Source organism: Cyanobium sp. ULC082 (assembly GCF_977927535.1).
This window is the reverse complement of sequence record NZ_OZ376397.1, coordinates 1,639,724-1,662,441: the sequence shown is the minus strand read 5'-3', so window position 1 is coordinate 1,662,441 and position 22,718 is coordinate 1,639,724. Positions and strand designations below refer to the sequence as shown.

Genomic DNA, 22,718 nt, shown 5'->3' with positions numbered 1-22,718 from the left:
GCCCCTGCCGCCAATCAGACGGCGATCGACAAAGTAGCCGGACCGTTGGCGTTTTCTGGAGGCGGTGGATTGATCCAGACCACCTCCGGTTGATGCCAGCTGCGGGTGCAGCGGCTCCAGCGGCGGGGGTGACACTGCCGGGCCTGCTCATAGACGCGGGAACGGTGGCGGCAGATTTCCTCGGCCTGACCGCTGTGGCGCTGGTGGGGCGTCACGAATCGGATGGCGCTGTGGCGGTGCTGGTGGTTGTACCAGCTCACGAACGTGGCCACCCAGGCGCAGGCGTCGTCCTTGCTTTGGAATGGCCGCCTGGGGTAGTCCGGTCGGTACTTGACCGTTCGGAACAGCGACTCCGAGTAGGGATTGTCGTTGCTGACCCTGGGCCTGGAGAAGGATCTGAGCACCCCCAGCTCCTCCAGCCGGGCTTCCAGGGTGGCAGCGCGCATGGCGTTGCCGTTGTCGGCATGGAGGACCAGCGGCTGGCGGCGGCCCTTACTGATCCGCTCCCGCAGACAGCCACGGCCGACCAGATCAGCGGCGATCTGGGCGTCTTCCCGCTCGGCCACATCCCAGGCCACCACCTTGCGACTCCAGACGTCGATCACCAGATAGAGGTACAGCCACACCCCCCGAACGCTGGTGGGCAGGTAGGTGATGTCCCAGCTCCACAGCTGATTCGGCCCCCTGGCCTGCAGCCGTGGCACCGGACGGGGCTCTTGGGGCGGACGGGCCCGCCCGCGGCGGTGGGCCTGGCCGTGGGCATGGAGCACCCGGTAGAAGCTCCGCTCCGAGCCGATATAGAGGCCCCGATCCGCCAGGACCGGCACGATCTGCCCCGGCGGCAGCGCCGCGAATTCCGTCTGGTTGCAGGTGAGCAGAATTCGCTGGCGCTCCTCCTCACTCAGGCGATGGGCCACATGGCGGGGGCTTCCTCTGCGGCGATCGCTGCCGTCCCCATCACCAGCGAACTGACGCCGCCAGCGCTGCAGGGTGGTGAGCCCCACACCAAGCAAAGCGGCCACCTCACGGGCCCGTGCGCCCGCGGCCATGCCGGCCTCGAGGATCCCCAGGGCCTTGCGGCGATCAGACGGTGAGGTCAGTCGCCCCCGTCCTCTCCCCAGAAGGCCTGGATCTTTTTTGAGGCCATCAGCAGCGCCGCCGCCTCCGCCAGGGCCTTGTCCTTGCGGCGCAGCTCCTGCTGCAGCCGCTTGATCTCCCGCTGATCGGCCTGGTGGCGCTTCTCCAGGTCCTTCTGCTCGGCCATCGTCACCAGCGGCTGTGCGTTGGCATCCTGGGCGGCCTGGCGCCAGCGATCCACCTGCTCGGGGAACAGACCCCGCTCGCGGCAGTAAGCGCCGAGTTCGGTGGCGTTGAACCCAGCAGTCTCCAGGACCACCGTGAACTTGTCAGTTGGGCCCCAACCCTCGGGGTCCTTCTGGGTAGCCGGCACCACCTCCCCCTGCAGACGCCAGGCCTTGCGCCATTTGTAGAGGGTGATCACGTGGATGCCCAGCTCCTGGGCGATCTCCGTCACGCTCTGGCGATGGGGAGGCCCCATCCGCCGGCGGACATCAGCTTTGACAGCCTCGCTGTAAGGACGCATTGATCGGTTCCATCAGGCCCCCTGGTGGTGGAAATGGTCGAGATGGAGAGGCGTCAACTTTCCTGGCAGAGGGGGTGTTGGCATCCTCAGGCGGATCTTCTTTGAGGGCTTTGACACAGTGACTGACCTCACGGCGATTGGCTTTGCGTAGACCAATTGTTCTCCTTCTATGGATCTCGATCTACAACGACTACGAAGAACAGTCCGTCATTAATCAGAGTCAAGGCAACCATTCCTGCTTCCCCAGGATTCAGCCCGATCATCAATCCAGACGGGTGCATCGTCTCAACGAAGCTCAGCTGCGGCTTCCAAAGAGAAGCCGTGCTTGCTCAGATTGGTCGCGTCCTTGCCGGTGACTGCCAGGGTCGAAATCGATCTGCACACCTCAGTGCAGCTACAGAAAGGCCGACCGTCAGCCTTGTCTCAGAAAGCCGCGCTCAGAAGGCAGGCCTCCTCGGCATTCTGCGAATCGATGATCAGGGCAGGCTGGGTGTGTCGTTTCTGATCGCACTCACCGAAGGAGGTGTTGGGCGGTGATGGACAATCTGTATCAAGCCACTAGGCTGACCGCGATCCAATTTTTGGCAGTGCCGCTTCTGCCTTCACCCAGGAACCCATGGCCCAGGTTGACACCGATTCCGCCCAACGTGCCCTGGATATGATCCAATCGGCGATCGGTCGCCAGGAGCGCCTGTACCCCGGCAAGGTCACGATTCGTCATGCCGATCCTCTGCTGTCCTCCAGGCACCGCTTCGGCGAACTGATGGCCGCGGCCCAGGCCAGCCTGGGCATGTGCCTCGGTGACATCTGGCAGCGACGTGGTGGTGCCGTGCAGGACGTCACAACGGATGCCCATGCCGGTGTGCATCAGCACCACGGCATCGCCTATCTGCGCCAGAACGGCCGCGAACTCGGCTTCACCGACTACGGCGCTCCCGGTTCCTTCGACGATTCCGTGGGTGGTGAGTTCTATGCCACCCGCGATGGGCGCTTCATCAAGTTCGAAACTCTCTATCCACGCCTGCGCGATGCGGTTTACCGAGTGCTCAAGTGTGCTCCCACCCCCCGAGCGGTGGAGCAGGCGGTGAGTGGCTGGGATGCGGAGCCGCTCGAACGCGCCCTGCGCGATGAGGGAGCTGCCGTGGGTGTGGTGCGCACCGCCGCCGAGTGGCGACGCCATCCCGTGGGTGCCCGCCTTGCCGCCAAGCCGGTGGTGGAATTGATCAAGATCGGCGAGAGCGATCCCATCCCCCTGCCATCCGGCCTGCCAACGGATGGGCGTCCCTTGCGGGGCATCAAGGTGCTCGATTGCACCCATGTGATCGGGGGGCCGATCACGGCCCGCACCCTGGCGGAATTCGGGGCCGATGTGCTCCATCTCTCCAGGGTCGATTACCCCGATCACCTCAACTGGCGCCTGGAAACGGATATCGGCAAGCGCGCCGCCTACTGCGATCTGTGCGACAGCAGCGATCGTGATGCCTTTTACAGCCTTCTCCAGAACGCCGATGTGTTCACCTGTTCCTATCTGAACCTCGACCACAAGGGCATCTCACCCAAAGTGCTGGCCACAAGCCGGCCGGGGATCATCGCCCATGAGCTGCGCTGTTTCGACTTTGAAGGCGAATGGGCCGACTTCCGCGGTTTCGACATGCTTGCCGTGGCGGTGTCGGGTTACGTGGATGAGGAAGGGGCTGTGGATGCTCCCATGATGCCGGTGCAGAACATCTTCGCCGACTACCTGGCCGGTTATGTGGGTGCGGCCGCCATCGCCTCCGCCCTGCTGAAGCGTGCCGAGGAAGGCGGCAGCTATCAGGTGCGTGTTTCGCTCACCCGCATGTGCATGTGGGCCCAGGATGTAGGCCTGCTCGACCCTGCCGTGCTCAACGGCACCAAAGCCTGGGCCGATCTCATCAGTGAGTCCGATCTGCCGGTCGAAACGATTGACGGGCCCTTCGGGACCATCACCTACCTGCCCAGCCTGCTGGAACTCCCCGACATCAAACCCGGCTTCGATCGCTCCACCCAACCGCTGGGGTCTTCCCTGCTGAGCTGGGATTGAACGTTGGGTATCGGTAGCGCTTGCCAACACCTGGCCGTTAAGAGCATGGCTGACGACCGCTTCATGGCATCAGTGAACTTGAGGAGGCGGTTCAGGTGAATGGCATGCTTGGAAAGTGCTCTTCGCCCTGAGAGGAAACCTCTTGGAATTGCGTACCGATTCAACGGACAACTCAACGTCGAGATCAGGCCAATAGAGATGATCAGCGGTGGGGCGCCTAACGTTAATGACTTGCTCAATCGTGGCGGCCTTGAACCACGGAAATTCGGAATATGGGAGAGCCAACTCTTCGTCATCAATAAGCATCCAGATGCAAAACCTGGAAACATTGGTGACCTCAGCTTCCAAAGTGGTTGTTCCAGGCATCGATGATCTCCTGTTGACGTGACAGTGCCAAGCGTTCGGCATCCTTGATCTTTGAGGAGCTTAGGCCGATGTTGCGGGCAAGTTCAATGGAAGGACTCAGCCAAAACTTTGTCTCACCATCAGGATGGCTGACATGGATGTGCATGCGGCTCTCCTCGCGTGAGAAGAAGAAAAACCGAAACTCGCCGTCCCGGAAGACAGTTGGTGACCAGCAGGCTCCCAGACTTGAGTTCCAGCATGGTTCTGCTGTGAGGCTGTTGATTCAGTAGCTTCGATCAGGGCCTGATGGCGGTTGCGCTATCTCGTCCAATCTGGGACGGCTGTTTCCATCTTTCTAGCGCTGCCCCTGAGTGGCAGGCAGGGAGCCTATGGTGGCACAGCCGAGTGATGGTGGTGGCCTGTCCACTCGAGGGGCTTGTTAGGCGCTGTGTTCGATCAGAATGGGATGGGGGCAATTTCATCGATAGCTTTAGTTAAGGCATTCATCATTATCTTGGCTTCCGTTTCAAGCTCTTGTTGCTTGGATGTCTTCGCAATCTTCGGGCCCGCTAAATTCAGGGTTAGCTGTAGATGCTTCAGAGTGAGTTGCATAAGTTCATACACACCTTCTTCCGATGCAGTTCTGCCTATTTTTTCTGCTTGTCGACCAAAGGGAACCTCGAAATATTGCCACTTTTGAGGCAATATTGAGACGCTGCAAGGAAATCCTCTGCACGTGCAGATGCTCCTGACGACTGGCATCAATTACTTTAAGTCGAGTCGTTTATCTCCCTGTCGAATGATCAGGAGGCCGGCGTTGCCTTTGAGTTGCTATGCAGGTATCGAAGAAAGTTGTAAGTCAGATTACGCAGTCCCCACCAAGCTCTCGTTCTGGCCAATCCAATCCGCCTCGTCAGCTTGCCGCGCATCCAAGTTGTGATTGCACCAAAGACGTGCTCAACCCTTGCCCGCACACTAGATCGTGCCTTGTTGCGCTCCTGGGCTTCTTCGCTCAATGGATGGCAGCGTGAGCCCTTTTCATGAATTCTGCTCTCAAAACCAGCCATATCCAGCAGATCCTCATACCGCACGCCGGCGTAGCCAGAATCAGCCCAGACGAAGTCATCCCTGTTCTCAGGGTCTAGCACCTGTGTAAGCATCTGGCTGTCGTGAATGTTGGCTGGGGTAATGGAAAATCTTCGAATGAAGCCGTGAGTGGCATCAATGCATATGCTGTTCTTGTATCCGTAATGGCTGATGCCATTCTTCTTGACCCAGCGGGCGTCAGTGTCCTTTTGGCGCAGTCGGTTTGGCTTGTTCAGCCACTTCTCTGGGATGGCTCCATCCTTAATGGTCTTGTTCTCCTCCCTTGAGTTTCGCTGTTTGGGAACAGGGACCAGTGTCGCATCGATGATCTGCCCTCCACGGGCCTCCAGTCCCTCGGACCGCAGGTGCTCCTCGAACCGGTCAAAGAGCTCATCGATAACGCCCGCCTTGCGGAGACGCTCGCGGAAGAAGGCAATCGTGGTGGCATCAGGAATGGTGTTCATCACTCCCAGTCCGACAAATTCCTCGAATGAGCGTCTGTCATTGACCTGGAATTCCAGCTCTTCATCGCTGAGGTTGAACAGCTGCTGAAGCACCAGCATCTTGAAGAGGATGAGCGGATCAATCCGTTTCCTGCCAGCATTGCTCTTCCGTTCATGGCTGTAACCCTGCTCCAGCAGGGGCCTGAAGGCTTCCCAAGGAATCGTCTCGGATAGGGTCGCTAACGTAGGCTTCTTCTGCTGAAGCCTGTGGATGCGCTTCTCCTCATCCCAGAATCCACGCTGTCCCATTCAGCTGTATTGAACTGAACCAATTCTATTGCTTATTTCAAAGTCTGTCAGGGAGCGACGTAGATTTTTCGAGGTGCCCCAAATTCGACGAGTGTTCTGTAAAGCAGTATCCAATGAGCCCTTGCATCTTCGTCTAGACCTGAGCTTGCGACTGATCTTACAGTTGTAAGAATCTCCTCAATCATATCTTGCATAGAGCGTTCAGCCGGCTTTTCGTCGTCTTCGCGACTAGACAAAGCTTCACCTACAGAGTCATTTAGTTCAGGCCAGCATCGGCTGAAAGTACGTTGCAACTGGGCATCTGATAGCGGACTATCGAGAAGCTCATTGATTGAAAAAACTAGTTTCTTTATCTCGTCTTCACTGTAGGGAGTTGCTTGAAACTGGCTTAGTGGGCCTTGGAGCTGGGCTGGCTCTACTTGAAAGAGCAGTGGACATACTCGTGACAGCTTGGCATTGCTAATTGCTCCAGATTCAAACATTAGCCAAGCAGAGAGCATGCTTTCAGGTGTTACGCAAATAATGCCAACCTTGGAATCCCTTAGATTCTGCTCGATTTCCGAGGACCATCGCTCACCTTTCTCTATGTCAGGTGAATAGAATGGTTCCACAGACTGTATAACATCAGGCAGCCAAGTCTTGAGGGCTTCACCAATCTTCTTGCCTCGCCTGCCTGACCAAGACACAAATACTTTCATAATTACAACCAGGATTTCTTGGAAAGAGGTTTCAGTGATTTTAATGGCTTGGCTTCATTGCTGAATCGGGCTGTGGATGAGGCCTAACGCTAATTAGGCGGGTCCGAGAACCCTCCATCAAGCCCTCCATCAAACCGCATAAGGTCGTAGCCCCCTGTTTCCGGCAACTCTAGATCCATTGGCGGCCAATGGATCACAGCCTTTGACGCGGCTTGGCTGGAGTTTTAGGCGGGTCCGCGAACCCACTGGTTGATGTGATACAGGTCATTGAACCTGTTGGCCATGCCGGTGGGGAAGCCTGGTCGCTTCTGGATCTCAATCAGCCATTCCAGGGTTGATGGTGCACAACTGAATGTGCGCATCGAGGGGCCATTTCACTCCCCCAACCGCTCCCGCACCCACCCAGCCATTGCCCGATTGATTTCGCCGAGATCAGCCACCGGTTGATTTGTGAATGGCAGGGTCGGCAGGTAGCCATCGGGGCCGAATTCGGGGGTCACCGTGAGGGCTCCGCGGCCCCCGGTGCGGTGGCGTTCGGCGAACAGCTGCCAGCAGGATCCGTGGGCCTCCAGGGCGTCGCGGTGCTCGGGCGCAAATGGGTGGCTCACCTGGGGCCCCTGGGCCCAGCCCACCCGGGCGTGGATGTGATCAACGCGGCCGGCCATCAGCTGGATCGGCACCAGTTCCGGGGTCATCAGCCGCTCGGCCAGCACGCACCAGTGGCTCAGGTCTGCGGTGAGCCGCAGGGCCGGGAATGCCTCCAGGGTGCGGCTGATGGTCCAGGGATTCGCCAGGCAGCGGGAGCGGTGGGTTTCGAAGCTCACGGGCAGGCCGCTGCGCTCCACCAGACCGAGGCTGCGGCCCCAGAAGCGCTGCTGCTCCACCCAGCCCCAGCTGTCGCTGCCAGTGATCACCGTCACCTTCAGCGGCTGCAGCTCCACCGCCTCGGCCAGCAGGCCATCGAGTTCCTCCAGGTGCTGATCGGCCGTGCGGCCCAGATCGGGCACGTAGTCGCCGCCGGTCACCAGCTCCAGGATCAGCCTGCGCTCCGCCTTCTCCAGGGCCGATCGCACCGCCTGGGCCTTGAGGCCCTTCACGGCGCTGTGGTGCAGGTTCAGCTCCAGGCCATCGAAGCCGTCGCTGCGCGAGCGTTCGATCGCTTCGGCCAGCGACCCCCCAAACCCCCAGAGGCTCTGAAACAGCAGCGTCCCCGGCTGTGCGGCAGCGATGGCCTCCCCATCGCCCCACTCGGTAACAGTCATCACAACTCTGCCCAGCGGCAAGGGGGAGCATGGCGCAGCGGAAGAAGTTTCTAGGGTTCCGGTTTCGGATTGGTTGTTCTCACAGCCATTCCAGAGCGCCTGGTCCGAGAGAAACACACCGGTTTTCCCGGTGGCACGGAGGGATAAAAGCCCGGGAGACCGCCCAGCCCCCATCCGTGATCCTCCATGCCCGAGATTTCAGGCCCCGCAGGGGCCTTTGAGCGTCCCCACACCACCGAAGGCGCTGAAGCGCTCGAAAAGGAAGCGCGCCTGCCGCTCACCGGCTGGCAGCAGGAGGTGGAGCAGGGCCTCCGCTATGGCCTGGAGGCCGCCGAGAGCATCGTTGATCGGCGCATCTCCACCTTCTCCCGTGGTGAGCTGCCCCATTACGCGGGCATCAACACCTTCATGAAGGCGCCCTACATCGAAGACGTGAACCGCGTCGGTGAATTCGATGTGGCGATCGTGGGCATCCCCCACGATTGCGGCACCACCTACCGCCCCGGCACCCGCTTCGGGCCCCAGGGCATCCGCCGCATCTCGGCGCTCTACACCCCTTACAACTACGAGATGGGGGTGGATCTGCGCGAATCGATCACGCTCTGCGATGTGGGTGACATCTTCACGATTCCCGCCAACAACGAGAAGAGCTTCGATCAGATCTCCAAGGGCGTGGCCCATGTGTTCGCCAGCGGCGCCTTCCCGATCCTGCTCGGCGGTGATCACTCGATCGGCTTTCCCACCGTGCGCGGCGTGTGCCGCCACCTCGGTGACAAGAAGGTGGGCATCATCCACTTCGATCGCCACGTCGACACCCAGGAGATCGACCTCGACGAACGCATGCACACCTGCCCCTGGTTCCATGCCACCAACATGGCCAACGCCCCGGCCGAAAACCTCGTGCAGCTCGGCATCGGTGGCTGGCAGGTGCCGCGCGAAGGGGTGAAGGTCTGCCGCGAGCGTGGCACCAACGTGCTCACCGTCACCGACATCTGCGACATGGGCCTGGAGGCGGCCGCCCGGTTCGCGATTGAGCGCGCCACCGATGGCACCGATTGCGTCTACATCTCCTTCGACATCGACTGCATCGATGCCGGCTTCGTGCCCGGCACCGGCTGGCCCGAACCCGGCGGGCTGCTGCCGCGCGAAGCGCTCAAGCTGCTGGAGCTGATCGTGCGCAACGTGCCGGTCTGCGGCCTTGAGGTGGTGGAGGTTTCCCCCCCCTACGACATCAGCGACATGACCTCCTTGATGGCCACGCGTGTGATCTGCGATGTGATGGCCCACCTGGTGGTGAGTGGCCAGCTGCCGCGCAAAGGCCGGCCGGCCTGGCTGCATGACACCTGCAACATGGGCGTCGATCAGAAGTGGAGGTGAGCCATGCATGAAGTCGACATGACCCGCTGTCTGCTGCTCTCGCTCAATCAATGGAAGGGGCAGCACCGGCCGAAGCGGCCCGAGGTGAGCCTGGTGCACCTTCAGGTGGGTTCCTTCACCTGCGTCGAGCCCGAGGCGCTTCGCTTCACCTATGGCGCTGCCGTGCAGGGGGGCTGGCTGGCCGGCAGCGAGCTCTGCATCGAAACCATTCCACTGCGTGCCCGCTGCCTCCGCTGTGAGGCGATCTACAGCCCCGAGCCGGGCAACGCCTACCGCTCCCCCTGCTGTGATCACCCGATGGAGGAGATCGTCTCAGGCCGTGAGCTGCGCATCCGCTCGATCGACTACCAGCTCCACGACGATGCCCTGATCCCAGCTCTTTCCTCCTCGCCCTGATCCGATGCACATGCCCCTCACCGATACCCTCGGTCTCAACCTGCTGGCCGCCAACCAGCACCAGGCCGACCACAACCGCCAGCATTTCGACGCCTGGCGCCTGCTCTGCCTCAACGTGATGAGCAGCCCCGGCGCCGGCAAGACCTCCCTGCTGGAGCGCACGATCACGGCCCTGGCGCCCCGGCTTTCGATGGCGGTGCTCGAAGGCGACATGACCACCACCCTCGATGCCCAGCGTCTTGAGGCGGTGGGGGTGCCCGTGGTGCCGATCACCACCGGCCGCGCCTGTCACCTCGATGCTTCGATGGTGAGCGGTGGCCTCAAGCTGCTGAAGCAGCGCCTCGATCCGGCCGCCCTCGATCTGCTCTGGGTGGAGAACGTCGGCAATCTGGTCTGTCCGGCTGAATTCGAGGTGGGAGAGCACCTCAAGGTGGCCCTGCTCAGCGTCACCGAAGGCGAGGACAAGCCACTCAAGTACCCGGTGATGTTCCGCGAGGCGGACTGCGTGCTGATCACCAAGATCGACCTGCTCCCCTACCTGCCGGTTCAGGTGGAGCGGTTCGTGGACCACGTGAACCAGGTGAACCCCCGGGCGCGGGTGTTCCTGCTCTCGGCCAGCAGCGGCGAAGGCCTGGGCGCCTGGCACCAGTGGCTGCTGGAGCAGGTGGCCGTCCAGGTTCAGCCCCTGCCCGCCCTGGTGATCCGATGAGCCTTTCCACTTCCATCGCCATTGATCCGCCGGCAGCCACCGGCGGCGGGCCCGATCTCAAGGCCGCGCTGGCCGCCCAGGGCGTCCGCTATGCCCTGGCCTCCTTCGTCGATCTGCACGGCGTCAGCAAGGCCAAGGCCGTGCCCCTGGATCACCTGGGCCAGATGCTGCGCGGCTCCGAGCTGTTCACCGGTGCCGCCCTCGATGGCGTACCCCAGGAGGTGAGCGACGACGAGGTCGCCGCCGTGCCCGATCCCGCCAGCGTCACGGTGCTGCCCTGGAAGAAGGATGTGGCCTGGCTGGCCAGCAACCTTCACCTCAACGGTGCCCCGTTCGAGGCCTGCAGCCGCACCATCCTCAACCGCGTCCGCGCCCAGGCCGCCGCCATGGGCTACCGCTTCAACCTCGGCATCGAAACCGAGTTCTTCGTGCTGCGCCGCGGCCCCGAAGGCCAGCTCTCCCCCTGCAGCGATCGGGATGTGCTCGACAAGCCCGCCTACGACGTGGTGGGTCTGCTCGACAACCTCGGCTGGCTCGACGAGTTGGTGAGCGCCATGAACGAGCTGGGCTGGGGTGTTTATTCCTTCGATCACGAGGACGGCCCCGGCCAGTTCGAGATCGACTTCGCCTACGCCGATGTGCTCACCATGGCCGATCGGCTCACCTTCTTCCGGCTGATGGCCAAGGAGATCGTCCGCCCCCATGGGCTGGTGGCCTCGTTCATGCCCAAGCCGTTCAGCGATCGCACGGGCAGCGGCGCCCACTACAACATGTCGCTGGCCGACCTGGGCACAGGCGAGAACCTGTTTGTCTGCCCCTCCGGCGCCCCGGCCAGTGTGAGTGATCTGGCCAGGCAGTTCATCGCTGGGGTGCTGCGCCATGCCCCGGCGATCTGCGCCGTGATCGCCCCCACGGTGAACAGCTACAAGCGGCTGGTGGCCCAGGGCTCGATGAGCGGCTTCACCTGGGCGCCGGTGTTCATCTGCTACGGCAACAACAACCGCACCAACATGCTGCGCATCCCCTCTCCCGGTGGGCGGGTGGAGTGCCGTGCCGCCGACAGCGCCGCCAATCCCTACCTGGGGGGAGCGATGATTCTGGCGGCGGGCCTCGAGGGCATCCGCGAAGGGCTCGATCCAGGCCCCGCCAACCTCGTGAACGCCTACACCCTCAGCCCTGAGCAGCTCGCCGAGCGCGGCATCAGCCTGCTGCCCCGCACCCTCGGCGAGGCGATCGAGGCCTTCGCCGCCGATCCGCTCTCGAGAAGCGTATTCGGTGATGCCATGTTCGATTCCTTCGTCGCCTACAAACGCGAGGAATGGGAGTCGTACCACGGCGCTGTTTCCGAATGGGAACGCAAGCGCTATCTCGAATTCTTCTAACCCCCTGATCACCATGAAGCGCTTCCCATCCATCCGTCGCTCCCCCCGCACCCGCCTGGTCGCCTCCGCACTGGCGGCCGCGCTCTCCGCCGGCCTGGTGGCGGGTTGCCAGAAGCCCGTCAGCCAGGACACGCCCGTGAAGGTGGGCTACAGCGCCTGGCCCGGTTGGTTCCCCTGGAAGGTCACCGAGGACAAGAAGCTCTTTGAGGCCGAGGGTGTGCCTGTGGCGCTGCAGTGGTTCGATGGCTACCTGGATTCGATCAACGCCCTCAACGCCGGCCAGCTCGACTGCAACAGCCAGACGCTCAACGACACGATCAGTTCGGTCGCCGGTGGCGCCGACCTGCAGGTGGTGCTCCAGAACGACTTCTCCACCGGCAATGACCAGATCATCGCCGCCAAGGAGATCACCTCCGTCGCCGGCCTCAAGGGCAAGTCGGTGGCTGCTGAGGAAGGCACCGTTGACCACTTCCTGCTGCTCAAGGTGCTCAAGGATGCGGGCCTTTCCGCCAAGGACATCACCTTCGTTCCCCTGGAAACCGGCGCCGCCGCCGCCGCCTTCGCTGCCGGCAAGGTCGATGCGGCCGGCGTCTATGCCCCCTTCACCACCCAGGCCCTGAAGCGCCCCGGCAGCAAGGCGCTCACCACCTCCGCAGACCACCCCGGTGCGATCAGCGACCTGCTGGTCTGTCGCACCGATTTCATCGCCAAGAACCCCGAGAAGATCCAGAAGATCGTCGATGCCTGGTTCGCCACCCTCCAGACCATCAAGGACGATCCCGCCGGCACCCTGCCCATCCTGGTGGAGCGCTCCGGCGTGAGCGAGGCCGAATTCATGGCCTACAACGCCGGCACCACGATTCAGACCCTGGAGGAGAACCGCACCAACTTCAAGCCGGGCACCACCATGCTCTCCCTTCCCTACGCCGCTGAGCAGATCAGTGCTTTCCTGGTGGAAACGGGCCTCGCCAAGACCACGCCCGAGCTCGGCACGCTGTTCAACTCCAGCTTCGTGGATGCGGCCAAGTGAGCCTCACGTCCACCACAGCTGACAAGCCCCGAACAGCTGGGGGGGCGGCGGGCGGCTCAGCACTGCTGCGCTGGCTGGCTCACCCCTGGTCACTCGGGCTGATCGGCATCCTGGCCGTGCTGTTGTTCTGGCAGCTGATCGCCGCCAGCGGTCTGGTGGACAAGCTCTTCCTGCCCAGCCCCGAGGCGGTCTGGAGGGCAGGCAGCGACCAGTACAGCCGCGGCATCCTGATCAGGGATCTGCTCGCCAGCGTTGGCCGGGTCGGGGCGGGCTTCGCCCTCTCGGCGCTGGTGTCGCTGCCGATCGGCATCGCCATGGGCTGCAGCCGGGTGATCTGCCAGTTGCTGGAGCCGTTGATGGGCCTGATCCGCTACATGCCGGCGCCCGCCTTCATCCCCCTGCTGATCATCTACTTCGGCCTCGGGGAGGAGCCCAAGATCCTGTTGATCTTCATCGGCACCGTGTTCTTCAACACCTTGATGATCATGGATTCGGTGAAGTTCGTGCCCTCCGAGCTGCGTGAAACCGCCCTCACGCTCGGGGGCCGTGGCTTCCAGATCGTCACCAGGGTGGTGATGCCCTTCATCGCCCCCCAGGTGATCGATGCCTATCGCATCAACATGGCCTCGGCCTGGAATCTGGTGATCGTGGCCGAGCTGGTGGCCGCCAACGAGGGCCTGGGCAAACGCATCTCCCTGGCCCAGCGCTTCCTTCGTACCGATGAGATCTTCGTCGGCCTGATCGTGATCGGTCTGATCGGCCTGGCGATCGATCTGGGCTTCCGGCTGCTGATGCGCCGGGCCTGCTCCTGGGCCAACTGAACCCGGCATCCTCCATGCATCTCTCGGTAACCGGCGTCAGCAAGACCTTCGGCCATGGCTCCAAGGCCAAGCTGGTGCTCGAAGACATCAACCTGGATCTCGATTCAGGCGAATTCGTGGCCCTGGTGGGCAGCTCGGGTTCGGGCAAGTCGACGGTGATGCGGCTGGTGGCCGGCCTGGAACGTCCCAGCACGGGCTCGATCACCGTCGATGGCAAGCCCGTCAGGGGACCGGGTTCCGATCGCGGCATGGTGTTCCAGAAGTACAGCCTCTATCCGTGGCTGAGCGCCGCTGAGAACGTGGCCTTCGGCATGACGCTCCAGGGGCGCGCCAAGCGGGAGGTGAGCGAACGCACCGCCTACTTCCTGGAGGTGGTGGGGCTTTCCGATGCCGGTCGGCGTCTGCCCCGGGAGCTCTCCGGCGGCATGCAGCAGCGGGTGGCGATCGCCCGGGCCCTGGCTGCCGATCCCAAGGTGCTGCTGCTCGATGAGCCGTTCGGCGCCCTGGATCTGCAGATCCGGGAATCGATGCAGGAGTTTCTCTACCAGCTCTGGGAACGCACCGGCCTGACGGCCTTGCTGATCACCCACGACGTGGAGGAGGCCCTGCTGCTGGCCCAGCGCGTCCACATCATGGCGCCGCGTCCCGGACGGATCATCCGCACCGTTTCCGCCCAGCTCGATCGCACCAGCCTCGCCCACCTGCGGGTTTCACGGCCCTTCCTCGAACTGCGGGAGGAGCTGGCCGGCTGCCTGCGCAGCCTCGATGCCGGCGTCATGGCCTGAATCCCAGCTCCCAGCTCCCAGCCTCTCCGTCGATTCGCCATGACCACCTCCCTCGCCACCCCGCCACCGGCGGCTCCCTTTCTGGCTGCCGAGCTGTATGGCTCCCACCTGGTCGCTCAGTGGGAGAGCCATGTCTACGCGCGGCAGTTCTGGCATCCGCTGGCGCTGCTGTCGGAGCTGCCCGAGGGGGCGGCGCTCAGTCGCGCCCTGCTGGGGGTGGAGCTGCTGCTCACCCATCCGCCCGGCGTTGGACCGCAGGCCTTCCTGAACCAGTGCCCGCACCGGGGCGTGGCCCTGCTGGCGCCGGGAAGCGCGCTTAACCCTTGCCGCAAGCTGATCTGTCCCTACCACGGCTGGACCTACGCCCCGGATGGTCGCCTGCTGGCGGCTGCCCGGGAGGGGGATTTCTGCGCACCGTTCGAGCGCCAGCACTGGGACCTCAGCCCGATCGAGATCGCCGTGGCTGGCCCCTTCCTCTGGGTGCGCCTGCCGCTGCCTGCCGCTGAGGCCGGCGCCGGTGCGGCGGCTCCAGCTCTGGCGGAGCAGCTGGATCTGCTGCGGGAGCAGGGGGGCTGGAGGGTTGATGCGCCTGAATCACCGCCTGCTTCGGATGCCGCTCCGCTGCTCTTCGGTCGCCGCCGGCTCGGCCTGGCCTGCAACTGGAAGATCGCCCATGACAACACCCTCGACGACTACCACGTCGCCATTGCCCACCCCACCACGCTGCATCGCACCCAGGGTCCGGTGAGCGCCTATCGGCATCGCTTCGGGCGCTGGTGCAACCTGCTCGCCACCCCGATGCCGATGGCTTCTGCCGGTGATGCCGGGCCCACCGGCACGTTCCTGACCTTCTCAGTGCCCCCCTGGAACCATGTACTGCTCTGGCCCGATGGCACCACGGCCCTGATCGGCTTCCATCCTGAGGCGCTTGATCGCTGCCGGTTGGAGCTGACCCTGGCCGGCCCGGCGCAGGGAGCAGCCGGGGCCGAAGCCCAGCTGGAGGAGATGACGGCTTTTCTTGAAGAGGATCGCGCCTTGGTGGAATCAGCCCAGCTGGCCTACGGCAGCGGCGGGTTCAGCCCCGGCCCGGCCCATCAGCTGGAACGCCGGATCCTCCACCATCAGGCGCTCTACCGGGAGGCCCTGGCACGATCAGGCCCAGTTCAGGCCGCTGCCGCCGCGGACTGCTCCAGCAGTTCCGGCCTGATGTCGAGATAGGCGGCTTCCCGGAACAGAGCCAGCTTTGCTTCGGCGTCACCGGCGGCCACGGCAGCGGCGTAGCGCATCCGCAGCGATTCGATCAGCGAAGCCTGGCGGGCAGCGGAATTGGTGTGAGCGGTGGCCATGGCGAGAGGAGCGATAGGAAAGTCTTCGGTATCAACCATAACAATTTTTTGCGGGTTTCGCCTCGCTCGATCACCCATCCGGCCGGTGTGGATGACCCCCCTCCCTTCGCCTGGAGCCGCCCCACCAGCCCCCTGTTGCGTGGTCTGCTCCGGCTGGCATCGAACCTCGCCGCTTCAGCCCGGCTCAAGGGCTTCGGTGATCACCTCGAAGCCGGTGAGCTGGTGCTCGCCGAACGAGCGGAGGAAGGGCACATCGGCGGCATCGCGGCCGCGGGCGATCAGGACCCGGCCGATCCGGGGCGTGTTGAAGCGGGCATCGAAGGTGTACCACCGGCCATCCAGGTAGGCCTCGAACCAGGCCGAGAAATCAATCGGCTCCGGATCGAAGCTGATGCCGGTATGGCCCAGATAGCCGGTGCAATAGCGGGCGGGAATGTTGAGACAGCGGCAGAAGGTGATTGCCAGGTGGGCGAAATCGCGGCAGACGCCGCGCCCTTCCATATAGGCATCAAAGGCGCTTTTGGTGGAGCTGGCATGGTCGCCGCTGAAGCGGATGTGGTTGTGCACGTGGTCGCAGATCGCCTGTACCAGCGGCCAGCCGGGCGGGCAGTTCCCGAACAGGTTCCAGGCGATCTCGCCAAGACGGTCGGTTTCGCAGTAGCGGCTGGCATTGAGATCAGCCAGAACCTCGGGTGGCAGCTCCTGCACCGGCAGCCGCCGCGCCGTGGGCACGACCGGATCGGGGCTGCCGCTATCGCTGACGACGGTCTGAAGGCTGAACCGGCTCTCTCCGGGCGGTGCCACCAGCCGGCAGAAGCGGTTGCCGAAGCCGTCGGTGCCTTGCTCGAGCGGCACGGCGGGCTGCACGTCGATCGGATCGGGCGCGATCAGATCCGGCTGACGGGAGTGGTGCGGCTGGAGCAACAGCACCAGCGGGGTGGGTTGAAAGAAGGTTGCCGTGAGCCTGCAACCGACCTGGATGTTCATGGCCGCACGGGAGTGGCTGGGGCCGGATGGTGGGGAGTCGAGTCTGGCCAGCGGTGGCCTTGCTGGTGTCGGATGTGAGCAAGGCCAGGCAGGCGACCCGGTGCCGCCCAGTTCACTCCCCAGCTCGCCATCCAGGGCAGCCTCCAGGGTCCGCCGCCACAGCTCGGGCAAGGGCCAGTGGGCCGATCCCCGTCGGATGCGGTCGGCGTAGTCCGGACTGGGTCTGAGTCCGTCGGCGCTCCACTCCGGTGTGGGCACATAGGTTGAAACCGGGAAACACTCCCCCTGCAGCGTTGTCACCGTCAGCGTCTGGGTTCGGTAGTGGCCCGCCGCCACCCCTTCATGGCGATCAAGGGCGTGCCGATCGGCCGGGCCGAGATGGTGCACCACCCCCCAGCAGTGGGCGCCCGGGTCAGACTGGATGTCGGCAGCTCCTTCGCCTGGCTGGCCGGAGCCGCGGCCAGGCGAGCGGACCTTGCTGATTCCCCAGCGCCAGCCCTCCAGGCGGGCCACCTGGCCGCTGCCGTCCCAGCCCTTGCAGCGGGCCGCCAGCTGGTCAGGACAGAGGTTGGAGCCGTAGCTGAACACCGGCTTCGTGCCCCAGTCGCCGAGCGGAACCGGGGCGGCCCCGATCACCTGCTCAGCGCGGCCCAGATACACCCAGGCGGGCATGCCGTCGCTGAGAACCAGCCGCAGCCGTCTGTAGTCGTTCGGTACATCTTCCAGCCGATCCAGCCCGGCCAGGCCGGCGGCATCCACGCGGAAGAGTTCACCGTGGATCAGCGGCAAACGGCCCGGTTTCCCCTTCTGCTCCTCACCGGCAGCGGGCACGGCCATCGGATAGGGGCCCAGATCATGCATCCGAACTCCCGGCAATCGACGCCGCCCCAGAAAGCGGGCACCCCGCAGCCAGCCATGGTTGGGCTCGCCCCGCTTGAGCGTCCCGTAGACGAAGACCAGTTCCCCCCGGTCGCCTGCCGACCCGTCTCCGTTCAACGCGTCGTCGGCTCCAGCGCGGGATTGAGGGGCAGGCCCCTGATCATCAGTGCCAGACGCCTCGCGGCCAGCAGCCCGGGATAGAGCAGGCGACTGCGGCTTCGGTCGTTGAACACGCTGATCAACAGCCGCAGCAATCCGTCGGTGGGACGCAGCTGCCGGCACAGCTGGTTAACCGCATCGGCGCCATGCCAGCAGCGTTCCCCCTCGATCAGGATCGCCCCGTCAGCCAGATCAAAGCCCCGCTCCGCCAGTTGCTGGCGCAGCACACTGTCGGCGCGACCGTCAATGATCTCAAGGTCGGTCAGTCCGCCACGCAAGGCACTGGTGGCCGCGAAGTGGCGACAGAACGGACAACCGCCGTCATAGACGAGTTGCACAAGCTGAGCAGATTAGGTTCGATCATTCTGGCGTCTTTGCTGGGAGGCTCGGGGGCTGAGCCACCGGGCCAGCAAGATGGGTTTCAGGCCATGCTCAGACGGTGTCGATTCAGCCGCGATCTGCCTACCGTCTGCGGCCGCTGAGCTGGGGGAATCGGCCGTGAACTGGACTGAGAACCGCCAGTGGATCTCGCTGCACACCGTGATAGCGCAGGATCGCTGCGGGGATGGCTTCGGCGCTGGCGATCTGCAGCCCGTTCAACGGGGAAATTGGCTGGGAGAGGGCTAGTCAGTTCGGAGGTCGTATTGCTATGTTAGATGTGTAGTGACAATTCGATTCCATGCTCACCGGTTCTGACCTGCTGGCCAAAGTCAAGGAGTTGGGTGATGTCGGCAAATCCGAGCTGGTCAAGGCAGCCGGCTATGTGAGCACCAAAAAAGACGGCGGCGAGCGGCTCAACTTCACGGCCTTTTATGAGGCACTTCTCGAAGCCAAGGGAGTCAGCCTTGGCCTTGGCAGTGGCAATGGGGTCGGTCAGGGTGGCCGCAAGCTCAGCTATGTCACCAAGGTGCAGTTCAATGGAAACCTGCTGATCGGCAAGGCCTACACCGCTCTGCTCGGTCTGCAGCCTGGCGATGAGTTCGAAATCAAGCTCGGCAAGAAGCAGATCCGTCTGGTTCCCGTCGGTGGCTCCGACGACACCGAGGATTGAGTCGGCCAGGCTGGATCTGTCAGTGGAATCCAGCCTCCATCAGCGCTTCAGCTCTGCCTGCTCTCCATTGGCAGGGCTGGCTTGATTCATTCGGCTGATTGGTTTCAGCTTCGCCCAGCTCAGCCCCCGGATCCCCAATGGGCTTCTGGGTTGCAGCTGGGCATCACCATTGGCAGGCACCTCGCCAGCAAAGCTGGCGGGTTGTCGAGCATCCAGAGCTTTCGTTCACCAGGAATCAGGTGCAGCAGGCCGAGCGTCCGCCTGTCTGGAGCCAGGTCAGCATCTCCACAAGCTGGTGACCGATCCATGACTGGCTGTCAATTCGCCGAAATACTCCGTTACGTTGGCAAGCGTTGGGGTTCGTGCTTCGGACCTTCTCACCTGTCCCTTTTTCCTGAGGAGCATCAACATGACGCTTCAGCAAGGCGCCTTCGTACAACTGACCAGCAAAGGCGACACCACCTATCAGATTCTCAGCATCGATGATGACGGCGACCGCTGCTGGGTCCGCCGCTGGCCCCTCTCCAAGCAGGGTTCCCCCCCCTTCGCCGTGCCGATGAACCAGTTGAGCCAGGTGGTTCTCGAGCCGGCCTAGGGCGGGAATCCAGCCTGCATCTGCCTTGTCCTCTGTCAGATGGCCCCCGTTTCGGCCACTTGGCCTGGCACAGAATGCCTCGAATCAGCAATTGTCAAGAATTGTTGCTATCTTTGAGGAAGCCGCTTATTTGCCATGGATTCCCTCTCTCTTTCGCGGCAGTTCGCCGTTGAGGCCCATGCCAGGGCGATCGACAGCTGCACCGAGATCGAGGATCTGCGGCTCATCTCCAAGTCTTTGCTTGAGCTCTGGCAGCTTCAGGCCAGCTTCAGTGCCCAGTACGGAGCTGAGCTGCTTTCACTTCAACAGAGTTGATGCCTGGCTTGATCCGGCCTTGCCAGAATCTCCACTGACAGGCCCCAGGCTTTCCCCCTTTCCGTGATCCAAGCCCCCATCGATCCGCTCAGCTGGCAGGAGCTCGAAGCCCTGTCCCCACCTGAGCCCGATCGGATTGAGGGTCCAACCAATGCCCAGGCCACCCTGCGCCTGTTCGGCCAGAGCGAATCGGAGCTGCGGGTCACCCTGTTCCGCGATCACCATGCCTGGTGCCCCTACTGCCAGAAGGTGTGGTTGTGGCTGGAGGAGAAGCGGATTCCCTATCGGATCCGCAAGGTCACGATGTTCTGCTACGGCGAGAAGGAGGCCTGGTTCAAGCGCCTGGTGCCCAGTGGGATGCTGCCGGCCCTCGAACTCGATGGTCGGCTGATCACCGAGAGCGATCTGATCCTGCAGGCCCTCGAAGCAGCCTTCGGGCCGCTCGGTGCGGCCATGAACGCCCCCGAGGTGTTACCTCTGCGTCAACTGGAGCGCAGCTTGTTCCGGGCCTGGTGCCAGTGGCTCTGTGTGCCCTCGAGCTCAGAGCGGCAAGAGGCCTCCGCCGAGCGGTCGTTCGACCAGGTGGCGTCGAAGGTTGATTCGGCCCTGAACATCCATCCTGGTCCGTTCTTCCTGGCGGAATTCAGCACGGCTGATCTGGTCTTCACCCCTTACATCGAGCGGATGAATGCCAGCCTCTATTACTACAAAGGCTATGGCCTCAAGGAGCGCCATCCCGCTATCGCCGCCTGGTTCACGGCCATGGAGGGCCGCTCCACCTACCTCGGCACCCAGGGCGATTTTCACACCCATGCCCACGATCTCCCGCCCCAGATGGGGGGCTGCTACGCCAGCGGCTCCGCCCGTCAGCAGGCCGCATGCCGGCGGGTTGATCAGGGTCCCTGGCCCCTGGCTGAACCGCTGGATCCGGAAACCTCCCACACCCCCCGGGGCGATGAGGCGGCCGAGGCGCTGCGCCGGGTGCTCCGGCATCGTCACGCCATCCTGGCGGTGAATCCCGTGCCACCGGAGCGCTTCGATCGGGCCCTGCGCTGCGGACTGACCCAGTTGATCCTGGGGCGCCCCTGCCCGGCGCCCGTCGGCGCCGCCGTTGGCCTGCTCTACCTGAAAGACCGCATCAGCGTTCCCCGCGACATGTCGCTGCTGGCGGCCCGGGCTCTGCGCCGGGCCCTCAGCGCGGTCGCCCAGGCTTCCCTCAGCTGCGATCAGCCCAGCGCCGATCAGGCGCCTGGCGGGCCACCCCCCTTGCCAACCCACCATCGCCGCGATCAGGATCCACGCCCCTTTGCCGGCTCGATCGGGGCGACGCGCCCACCTGCTGGCACCTTCCGATGAGCCGGCCCCCCATCCATGGCAGGCGCCCCGGCGCTGGGCACCTGATCTCCGCCCTGCTGGTGGCTGGGCCCTGCGTGCTGGCTGGAGCCGGAGCCCTTCTGCTGCCGCCTCAGCCGCTGTTGGCGCTGGAACTGCGCGGCAGCACCTTTTTTCAGACGCCGCCCTGGAAGCTCACCTTCCGCAACTACTACACCACCGTGATGGACAACGGTGCGGAGTACTACTTCACGATTGCCATGCCCGAGCAGGCCGGGGCCGGGCTGGGGCGACTGGAGATCCAGCAGACCACCGGGGTTGACTGGACCTTCCCCTTCGATGTGGCGCAGACCCGTGCCTTTCTTGGCGAACCCCGTCGGGAGGGGGCCAGTCTGCCGATTGAAACCAGCTTTGATCAGCAGCGGCGGCTGTTCTCCATCCGGTTCCTGACCCCGCCGGGCCCAGGTCAGACCATGACGGTGGCGCTCAAACCGTTCAACAACCCAGCCCAGGCCGGGATCACGCTGTTCGCCGTACGGGCGTATCCGCACGGGCCCAATCCGGTCGGGGCACCGGTCGGTTTTGCCCGGCTCTCGATCTACAGCAACACCCTGTTCTGAGCCTCGCCCCGCTCGTCCTCGCAGCAGAAGTCGGCGAAATCGAAACCGGGTGCCACACAGCAGTTCACCAGGGTCCAGGCACCCAGGCTGCTGGCGGCCTGCCACCAGTCCGGCGGGATCACCTGCACGGGGTACTGGTCCGGGAAGGCCGGATCCAGGGGACCCAGCCGCATCGCCTCTGCTGCGGCGCCGGGAGGACGCCGCCAGAGCCGCAGGGGAGCGCCGCCGGCGTGGTGCCAGCTTTCCTCCGCGCCGCTGAGCCGGTGCCAGCGACTGGTCACGCCGGCCGGGAGCAGGAAGTCGATCACCGTGAAGGCCGATCGCTCCAGGCCATCGGCGCGTCGCACGATCAGCGCCGAGCGATGCCGTTCCCGGTAGAAGCCACCCTCCGGATGGGGCGTGAGCTGGAGCCGTTCGATCAGGTCCTGGGTCATCTGGCGGGGGCAGGATCGGCGGACGAATCACTGTGCTCCCCCACCAGCGGCAGCTCGCCCAGCCCGAGGATCGCCTCGGGGTGGTGGTAATGCTTGAACTCCAGCCAGTTCGCCGAGGGATCGACCAGGAAGAAGCTGCGGTGCTCCAGCGGTGAATCCGGGTAGCGCAGCCGGGGCGCCACGCCGAACTGGAGCTCCTGCCGCCGGGCCCGCTGCTCGATCGCCGTGTAGGCCGCAGACTCGGCGAACACCAGGCCGAAATGGCGCGGATAGATGCCGCGTTGGGCCGGCTGCGCTCCGGCGGCGAGATGGGCCACCAGCTGATGGCCACCGAGGCCGAGCACCAGGGCTTCGGGGCTGCGTCGTCCTCGCCTGCAGCCGAGCCCATCGACGTACCAGCGTTCGGTGGCGTCCAGATCGTTGACGGGAAAGGAGAGGTGAAACAGGGCGGCGGACGCCATGGTCGCTGTTCGGTGGTGACTGTTCGGTGCTGGCAGTGGGGCGGTGCCAGTTGGGGCGGTGCCAGTGGGGGTGGCCTGGATACAGAAAAGCCCCCGTGCAGCTGACGGGGGCCTTTCCGGAGCGGAGCGGCGGGGGTCGATGCCGCCTGCCTCTGCTCTGGGCCGACGGGGTGAAGGGTGCGTCGGTCACTCAGTGATAGCGCTGACCAGCAAGCGGGACAGCGACTGCCG

Annotated in this window: 26 protein-coding genes, 1 pseudogene and 1 riboswitch; of the genes and pseudogenes, 14 read left to right on the top strand and 13 right to left on the bottom strand. The window is 63.9% G+C overall.

What is annotated here, in order from left to right:
* Window positions 1-14: 14 nt before the first annotated feature.
* A pseudogene (locus ACXMDY_RS08795) lies at window positions 15-1,603 on the bottom strand (IS3 family transposase).
* 616 nt (window positions 1,604-2,219) lie between these two features.
* Here ACXMDY_RS08795 and ACXMDY_RS08790 point away from each other — a divergent pair.
* On the top strand, window positions 2,220-3,665 hold the full coding sequence (locus ACXMDY_RS08790) for a CoA transferase (protein WP_457767562.1): 1,446 nt from the start codon (window positions 2,220-2,222) through the stop codon (window positions 3,663-3,665).
* A 69-nt stretch (window positions 3,666-3,734) separates the two neighbouring features.
* On the opposite strand, the gene ACXMDY_RS08785 is transcribed toward ACXMDY_RS08790, so the two are convergent.
* From ACXMDY_RS08785 to ACXMDY_RS08760, 6 genes are all read right to left on the bottom strand, one after another.
* Window positions 3,735-3,971: a DUF2442 domain-containing protein gene (locus ACXMDY_RS08785; RefSeq protein ID WP_457767589.1), complete on the bottom strand. Its 237-nt coding sequence runs from the start codon at window positions 3,969-3,971 to the stop codon at window positions 3,735-3,737.
* Between the two features lie 31 nt (window positions 3,972-4,002).
* The gene (locus tag ACXMDY_RS08780) at window positions 4,003-4,254 is read right to left on the bottom strand and encodes a DUF4160 domain-containing protein (protein WP_457767588.1); all 252 of its coding nucleotides are present in this window, start codon (window positions 4,252-4,254) and stop codon (window positions 4,003-4,005) included.
* A 212-nt stretch (window positions 4,255-4,466) separates the two neighbouring features.
* Window positions 4,467-4,715, bottom strand: a complete 249-nt coding sequence (locus tag ACXMDY_RS08775) for a hypothetical protein (RefSeq protein WP_457767561.1) — start codon at window positions 4,713-4,715, stop codon at window positions 4,467-4,469.
* Window positions 4,716-4,813: 98 nt separating this feature from the next.
* Entirely contained in the window at window positions 4,814-5,848 is a 1,035-nt protein-coding gene (locus tag ACXMDY_RS08770; protein WP_457767360.1) for an IS5 family transposase, read from the bottom strand.
* 47 nt (window positions 5,849-5,895) lie between these two features.
* Window positions 5,896-6,546 (bottom strand): TIR domain-containing protein, encoded by a 651-nt coding sequence (locus ACXMDY_RS08765; RefSeq protein ID WP_399243633.1) that lies wholly within the window; start codon window positions 6,544-6,546, stop codon window positions 5,896-5,898.
* Window positions 6,547-6,920: 374 nt separating this feature from the next.
* Window positions 6,921-7,808, bottom strand: coding sequence for a sugar phosphate isomerase/epimerase family protein (locus tag ACXMDY_RS08760; protein WP_259701109.1), 888 nt, complete (start codon window positions 7,806-7,808; stop codon window positions 6,921-6,923).
* 39 nt (window positions 7,809-7,847) lie between these two features.
* Window positions 7,848-7,968: riboswitch (guanidine-I (ykkC/yxkD leader) on the top strand.
* Between the two features lie 26 nt (window positions 7,969-7,994).
* Between ACXMDY_RS08760 and speB the strand changes: the two genes are divergently transcribed.
* From speB to ACXMDY_RS08720, 8 genes are all read left to right on the top strand, one after another.
* The gene (gene speB, locus ACXMDY_RS08755) at window positions 7,995-9,185 is read left to right on the top strand and encodes an agmatinase (RefSeq protein ID WP_259701108.1); all 1,191 of its coding nucleotides are present in this window, start codon (window positions 7,995-7,997) and stop codon (window positions 9,183-9,185) included.
* Window positions 9,186-9,188: 3 nt separating this feature from the next.
* A complete protein-coding gene (locus ACXMDY_RS08750) occupies window positions 9,189-9,581 on the top strand; it encodes a hydrogenase maturation nickel metallochaperone HypA/HybF (RefSeq protein WP_259701107.1) in 393 nt (130 codons plus the stop codon).
* 4 nt (window positions 9,582-9,585) lie between these two features.
* Window positions 9,586-10,290 carry a hydrogenase nickel incorporation protein HypB gene (gene hypB / locus ACXMDY_RS08745; RefSeq protein WP_259701106.1) on the top strand — a complete coding sequence of 235 codons (705 nt, stop codon included), beginning with the start codon at window positions 9,586-9,588 and terminating at the stop codon, window positions 10,288-10,290.
* On the top strand, window positions 10,287-11,672 hold the full coding sequence (gene glnT / locus ACXMDY_RS08740) for a type III glutamate--ammonia ligase (RefSeq protein ID WP_259701105.1): 1,386 nt from the start codon (window positions 10,287-10,289) through the stop codon (window positions 11,670-11,672). The genes hypB and glnT overlap by 4 nt, the downstream gene beginning before the upstream one ends.
* Window positions 11,673-11,685: 13 nt before the next feature.
* A complete protein-coding gene (locus tag ACXMDY_RS08735; RefSeq protein WP_259701104.1) occupies window positions 11,686-12,702 on the top strand; it encodes an ABC transporter substrate-binding protein in 1,017 nt (338 codons plus the stop codon).
* 74 nt (window positions 12,703-12,776) lie between these two features.
* Window positions 12,777-13,523: an ABC transporter permease gene (locus ACXMDY_RS08730; protein ID WP_259701124.1), complete on the top strand. Its 747-nt coding sequence runs from the start codon at window positions 12,777-12,779 to the stop codon at window positions 13,521-13,523.
* A gap of 14 nt (window positions 13,524-13,537) precedes the next feature.
* Window positions 13,538-14,308, top strand: coding sequence for an ABC transporter ATP-binding protein (locus ACXMDY_RS08725; protein ID WP_259701103.1), 771 nt, complete (start codon window positions 13,538-13,540; stop codon window positions 14,306-14,308).
* Between the two features lie 39 nt (window positions 14,309-14,347).
* Window positions 14,348-15,526 carry an aromatic ring-hydroxylating oxygenase subunit alpha gene (locus tag ACXMDY_RS08720; RefSeq protein WP_259701102.1) on the top strand — a complete coding sequence of 393 codons (1,179 nt, stop codon included), beginning with the start codon at window positions 14,348-14,350 and terminating at the stop codon, window positions 15,524-15,526.
* On the opposite strand, the gene ACXMDY_RS08715 is transcribed toward ACXMDY_RS08720, so the two are convergent.
* From ACXMDY_RS08715 to ACXMDY_RS08700, 4 genes are all read right to left on the bottom strand, one after another.
* Window positions 15,472-15,654, bottom strand: a complete 183-nt coding sequence (locus tag ACXMDY_RS08715) for a hypothetical protein (RefSeq protein WP_259701101.1) — start codon at window positions 15,652-15,654, stop codon at window positions 15,472-15,474. The genes ACXMDY_RS08720 and ACXMDY_RS08715 overlap by 55 nt on opposite strands.
* Window positions 15,655-15,828: 174 nt before the next feature.
* Window positions 15,829-17,637 (bottom strand): gamma-glutamylcyclotransferase, encoded by a 1,809-nt coding sequence (locus ACXMDY_RS08710; protein ID WP_259701100.1) that lies wholly within the window; start codon window positions 17,635-17,637, stop codon window positions 15,829-15,831.
* Window positions 17,634-18,017 (bottom strand): DUF393 domain-containing protein, encoded by a 384-nt coding sequence (locus ACXMDY_RS08705; protein ID WP_259701099.1) that lies wholly within the window; start codon window positions 18,015-18,017, stop codon window positions 17,634-17,636. Before ACXMDY_RS08705 ends, ACXMDY_RS08710 begins: the two co-directional genes overlap by 4 nt.
* Window positions 18,018-18,141: 124 nt before the next feature.
* Window positions 18,142-18,279: a hypothetical protein gene (locus ACXMDY_RS08700; RefSeq protein WP_259701098.1), complete on the bottom strand. Its 138-nt coding sequence runs from the start codon at window positions 18,277-18,279 to the stop codon at window positions 18,142-18,144.
* 79 nt (window positions 18,280-18,358) lie between these two features.
* On the opposite strand from ACXMDY_RS08700, the gene ACXMDY_RS08695 reads away from it, so the two are divergent.
* From ACXMDY_RS08695 to ACXMDY_RS08675, 5 genes are all read left to right on the top strand, one after another.
* A complete protein-coding gene (locus ACXMDY_RS08695) occupies window positions 18,359-18,730 on the top strand; it encodes an AbrB family transcriptional regulator (protein ID WP_259701097.1) in 372 nt (123 codons plus the stop codon).
* 409 nt (window positions 18,731-19,139) lie between these two features.
* Window positions 19,140-19,325 (top strand): hypothetical protein, encoded by a 186-nt coding sequence (locus ACXMDY_RS08690; protein ID WP_259701096.1) that lies wholly within the window; start codon window positions 19,140-19,142, stop codon window positions 19,323-19,325.
* A gap of 135 nt (window positions 19,326-19,460) precedes the next feature.
* Window positions 19,461-19,640, top strand: coding sequence for a hypothetical protein (locus ACXMDY_RS08685; protein ID WP_259701095.1), 180 nt, complete (start codon window positions 19,461-19,463; stop codon window positions 19,638-19,640).
* A gap of 63 nt (window positions 19,641-19,703) precedes the next feature.
* Window positions 19,704-20,996, top strand: a complete 1,293-nt coding sequence (locus ACXMDY_RS08680) for a glutathione S-transferase family protein (protein ID WP_399243625.1) — start codon at window positions 19,704-19,706, stop codon at window positions 20,994-20,996.
* Window positions 20,993-21,592 (top strand): DUF2808 domain-containing protein, encoded by a 600-nt coding sequence (locus ACXMDY_RS08675; RefSeq protein WP_259701094.1) that lies wholly within the window; start codon window positions 20,993-20,995, stop codon window positions 21,590-21,592. Before ACXMDY_RS08680 ends, ACXMDY_RS08675 begins: the two co-directional genes overlap by 4 nt.
* On the opposite strand, the gene ACXMDY_RS08670 is transcribed toward ACXMDY_RS08675, so the two are convergent.
* Both ACXMDY_RS08670 and ACXMDY_RS08665 read right to left on the bottom strand, forming a co-directional pair.
* Window positions 21,571-22,026 carry a cupin domain-containing protein gene (locus ACXMDY_RS08670; protein ID WP_259701093.1) on the bottom strand — a complete coding sequence of 152 codons (456 nt, stop codon included), beginning with the start codon at window positions 22,024-22,026 and terminating at the stop codon, window positions 21,571-21,573. The genes ACXMDY_RS08675 and ACXMDY_RS08670 overlap by 22 nt on opposite strands.
* Window positions 22,023-22,487, bottom strand: coding sequence for a VOC family protein (locus ACXMDY_RS08665; RefSeq protein WP_259701092.1), 465 nt, complete (start codon window positions 22,485-22,487; stop codon window positions 22,023-22,025). The genes ACXMDY_RS08670 and ACXMDY_RS08665 overlap by 4 nt, the downstream gene beginning before the upstream one ends.
* Window positions 22,488-22,718: the final 231 nt, after the last annotated feature.

What these genes read in the sequence shown, in the direction of transcription:
- ACXMDY_RS08790 (WP_457767562.1), top strand. Translation starts at nt 2,220, where the DNA reads ATGGCCCAGGTTGACACCGATTCCGCCCAACGTGCCCTGGATATGATC.
- ACXMDY_RS08785 (WP_457767589.1), bottom strand. Translation starts at nt 3,971, where the DNA reads ATGCTTATTGATGACGAAGAGTTGGCTCTCCCATATTCCGAATTTCCG.
- ACXMDY_RS08770 (WP_457767360.1), bottom strand. Translation starts at nt 5,848, where the DNA reads ATGGGACAGCGTGGATTCTGGGATGAGGAGAAGCGCATCCACAGGCTT.
- ACXMDY_RS08765 (WP_399243633.1), bottom strand. Translation starts at nt 6,546, where the DNA reads ATGAAAGTATTTGTGTCTTGGTCAGGCAGGCGAGGCAAGAAGATTGGT.
- ACXMDY_RS08760 (WP_259701109.1), bottom strand. Translation starts at nt 7,808, where the DNA reads ATGACTGTTACCGAGTGGGGCGATGGGGAGGCCATCGCTGCCGCACAG.
- speB (WP_259701108.1), top strand. Translation starts at nt 7,995, where the DNA reads ATGCCCGAGATTTCAGGCCCCGCAGGGGCCTTTGAGCGTCCCCACACC.
- ACXMDY_RS08750 (WP_259701107.1), top strand. Translation starts at nt 9,189, where the DNA reads ATGCATGAAGTCGACATGACCCGCTGTCTGCTGCTCTCGCTCAATCAA.
- hypB (WP_259701106.1), top strand. Translation starts at nt 9,586, where the DNA reads ATGCACATGCCCCTCACCGATACCCTCGGTCTCAACCTGCTGGCCGCC.
- glnT (WP_259701105.1), top strand. Translation starts at nt 10,287, where the DNA reads ATGAGCCTTTCCACTTCCATCGCCATTGATCCGCCGGCAGCCACCGGC.
- ACXMDY_RS08735 (WP_259701104.1), top strand. Translation starts at nt 11,686, where the DNA reads ATGAAGCGCTTCCCATCCATCCGTCGCTCCCCCCGCACCCGCCTGGTC.
- ACXMDY_RS08725 (WP_259701103.1), top strand. Translation starts at nt 13,538, where the DNA reads ATGCATCTCTCGGTAACCGGCGTCAGCAAGACCTTCGGCCATGGCTCC.
- ACXMDY_RS08720 (WP_259701102.1), top strand. Translation starts at nt 14,348, where the DNA reads ATGACCACCTCCCTCGCCACCCCGCCACCGGCGGCTCCCTTTCTGGCT.
- ACXMDY_RS08715 (WP_259701101.1), bottom strand. Translation starts at nt 15,654, where the DNA reads ATGGCCACCGCTCACACCAATTCCGCTGCCCGCCAGGCTTCGCTGATC.
- ACXMDY_RS08695 (WP_259701097.1), top strand. Translation starts at nt 18,359, where the DNA reads ATGCTCACCGGTTCTGACCTGCTGGCCAAAGTCAAGGAGTTGGGTGAT.
- ACXMDY_RS08690 (WP_259701096.1), top strand. Translation starts at nt 19,140, where the DNA reads ATGACGCTTCAGCAAGGCGCCTTCGTACAACTGACCAGCAAAGGCGAC.
- ACXMDY_RS08685 (WP_259701095.1), top strand. Translation starts at nt 19,461, where the DNA reads ATGGATTCCCTCTCTCTTTCGCGGCAGTTCGCCGTTGAGGCCCATGCC.
- ACXMDY_RS08675 (WP_259701094.1), top strand. Translation starts at nt 20,993, where the DNA reads ATGAGCCGGCCCCCCATCCATGGCAGGCGCCCCGGCGCTGGGCACCTG.
- ACXMDY_RS08670 (WP_259701093.1), bottom strand. Translation starts at nt 22,026, where the DNA reads ATGACCCAGGACCTGATCGAACGGCTCCAGCTCACGCCCCATCCGGAG.
- ACXMDY_RS08665 (WP_259701092.1), bottom strand. Translation starts at nt 22,487, where the DNA reads ATGGCGTCCGCCGCCCTGTTTCACCTCTCCTTTCCCGTCAACGATCTG.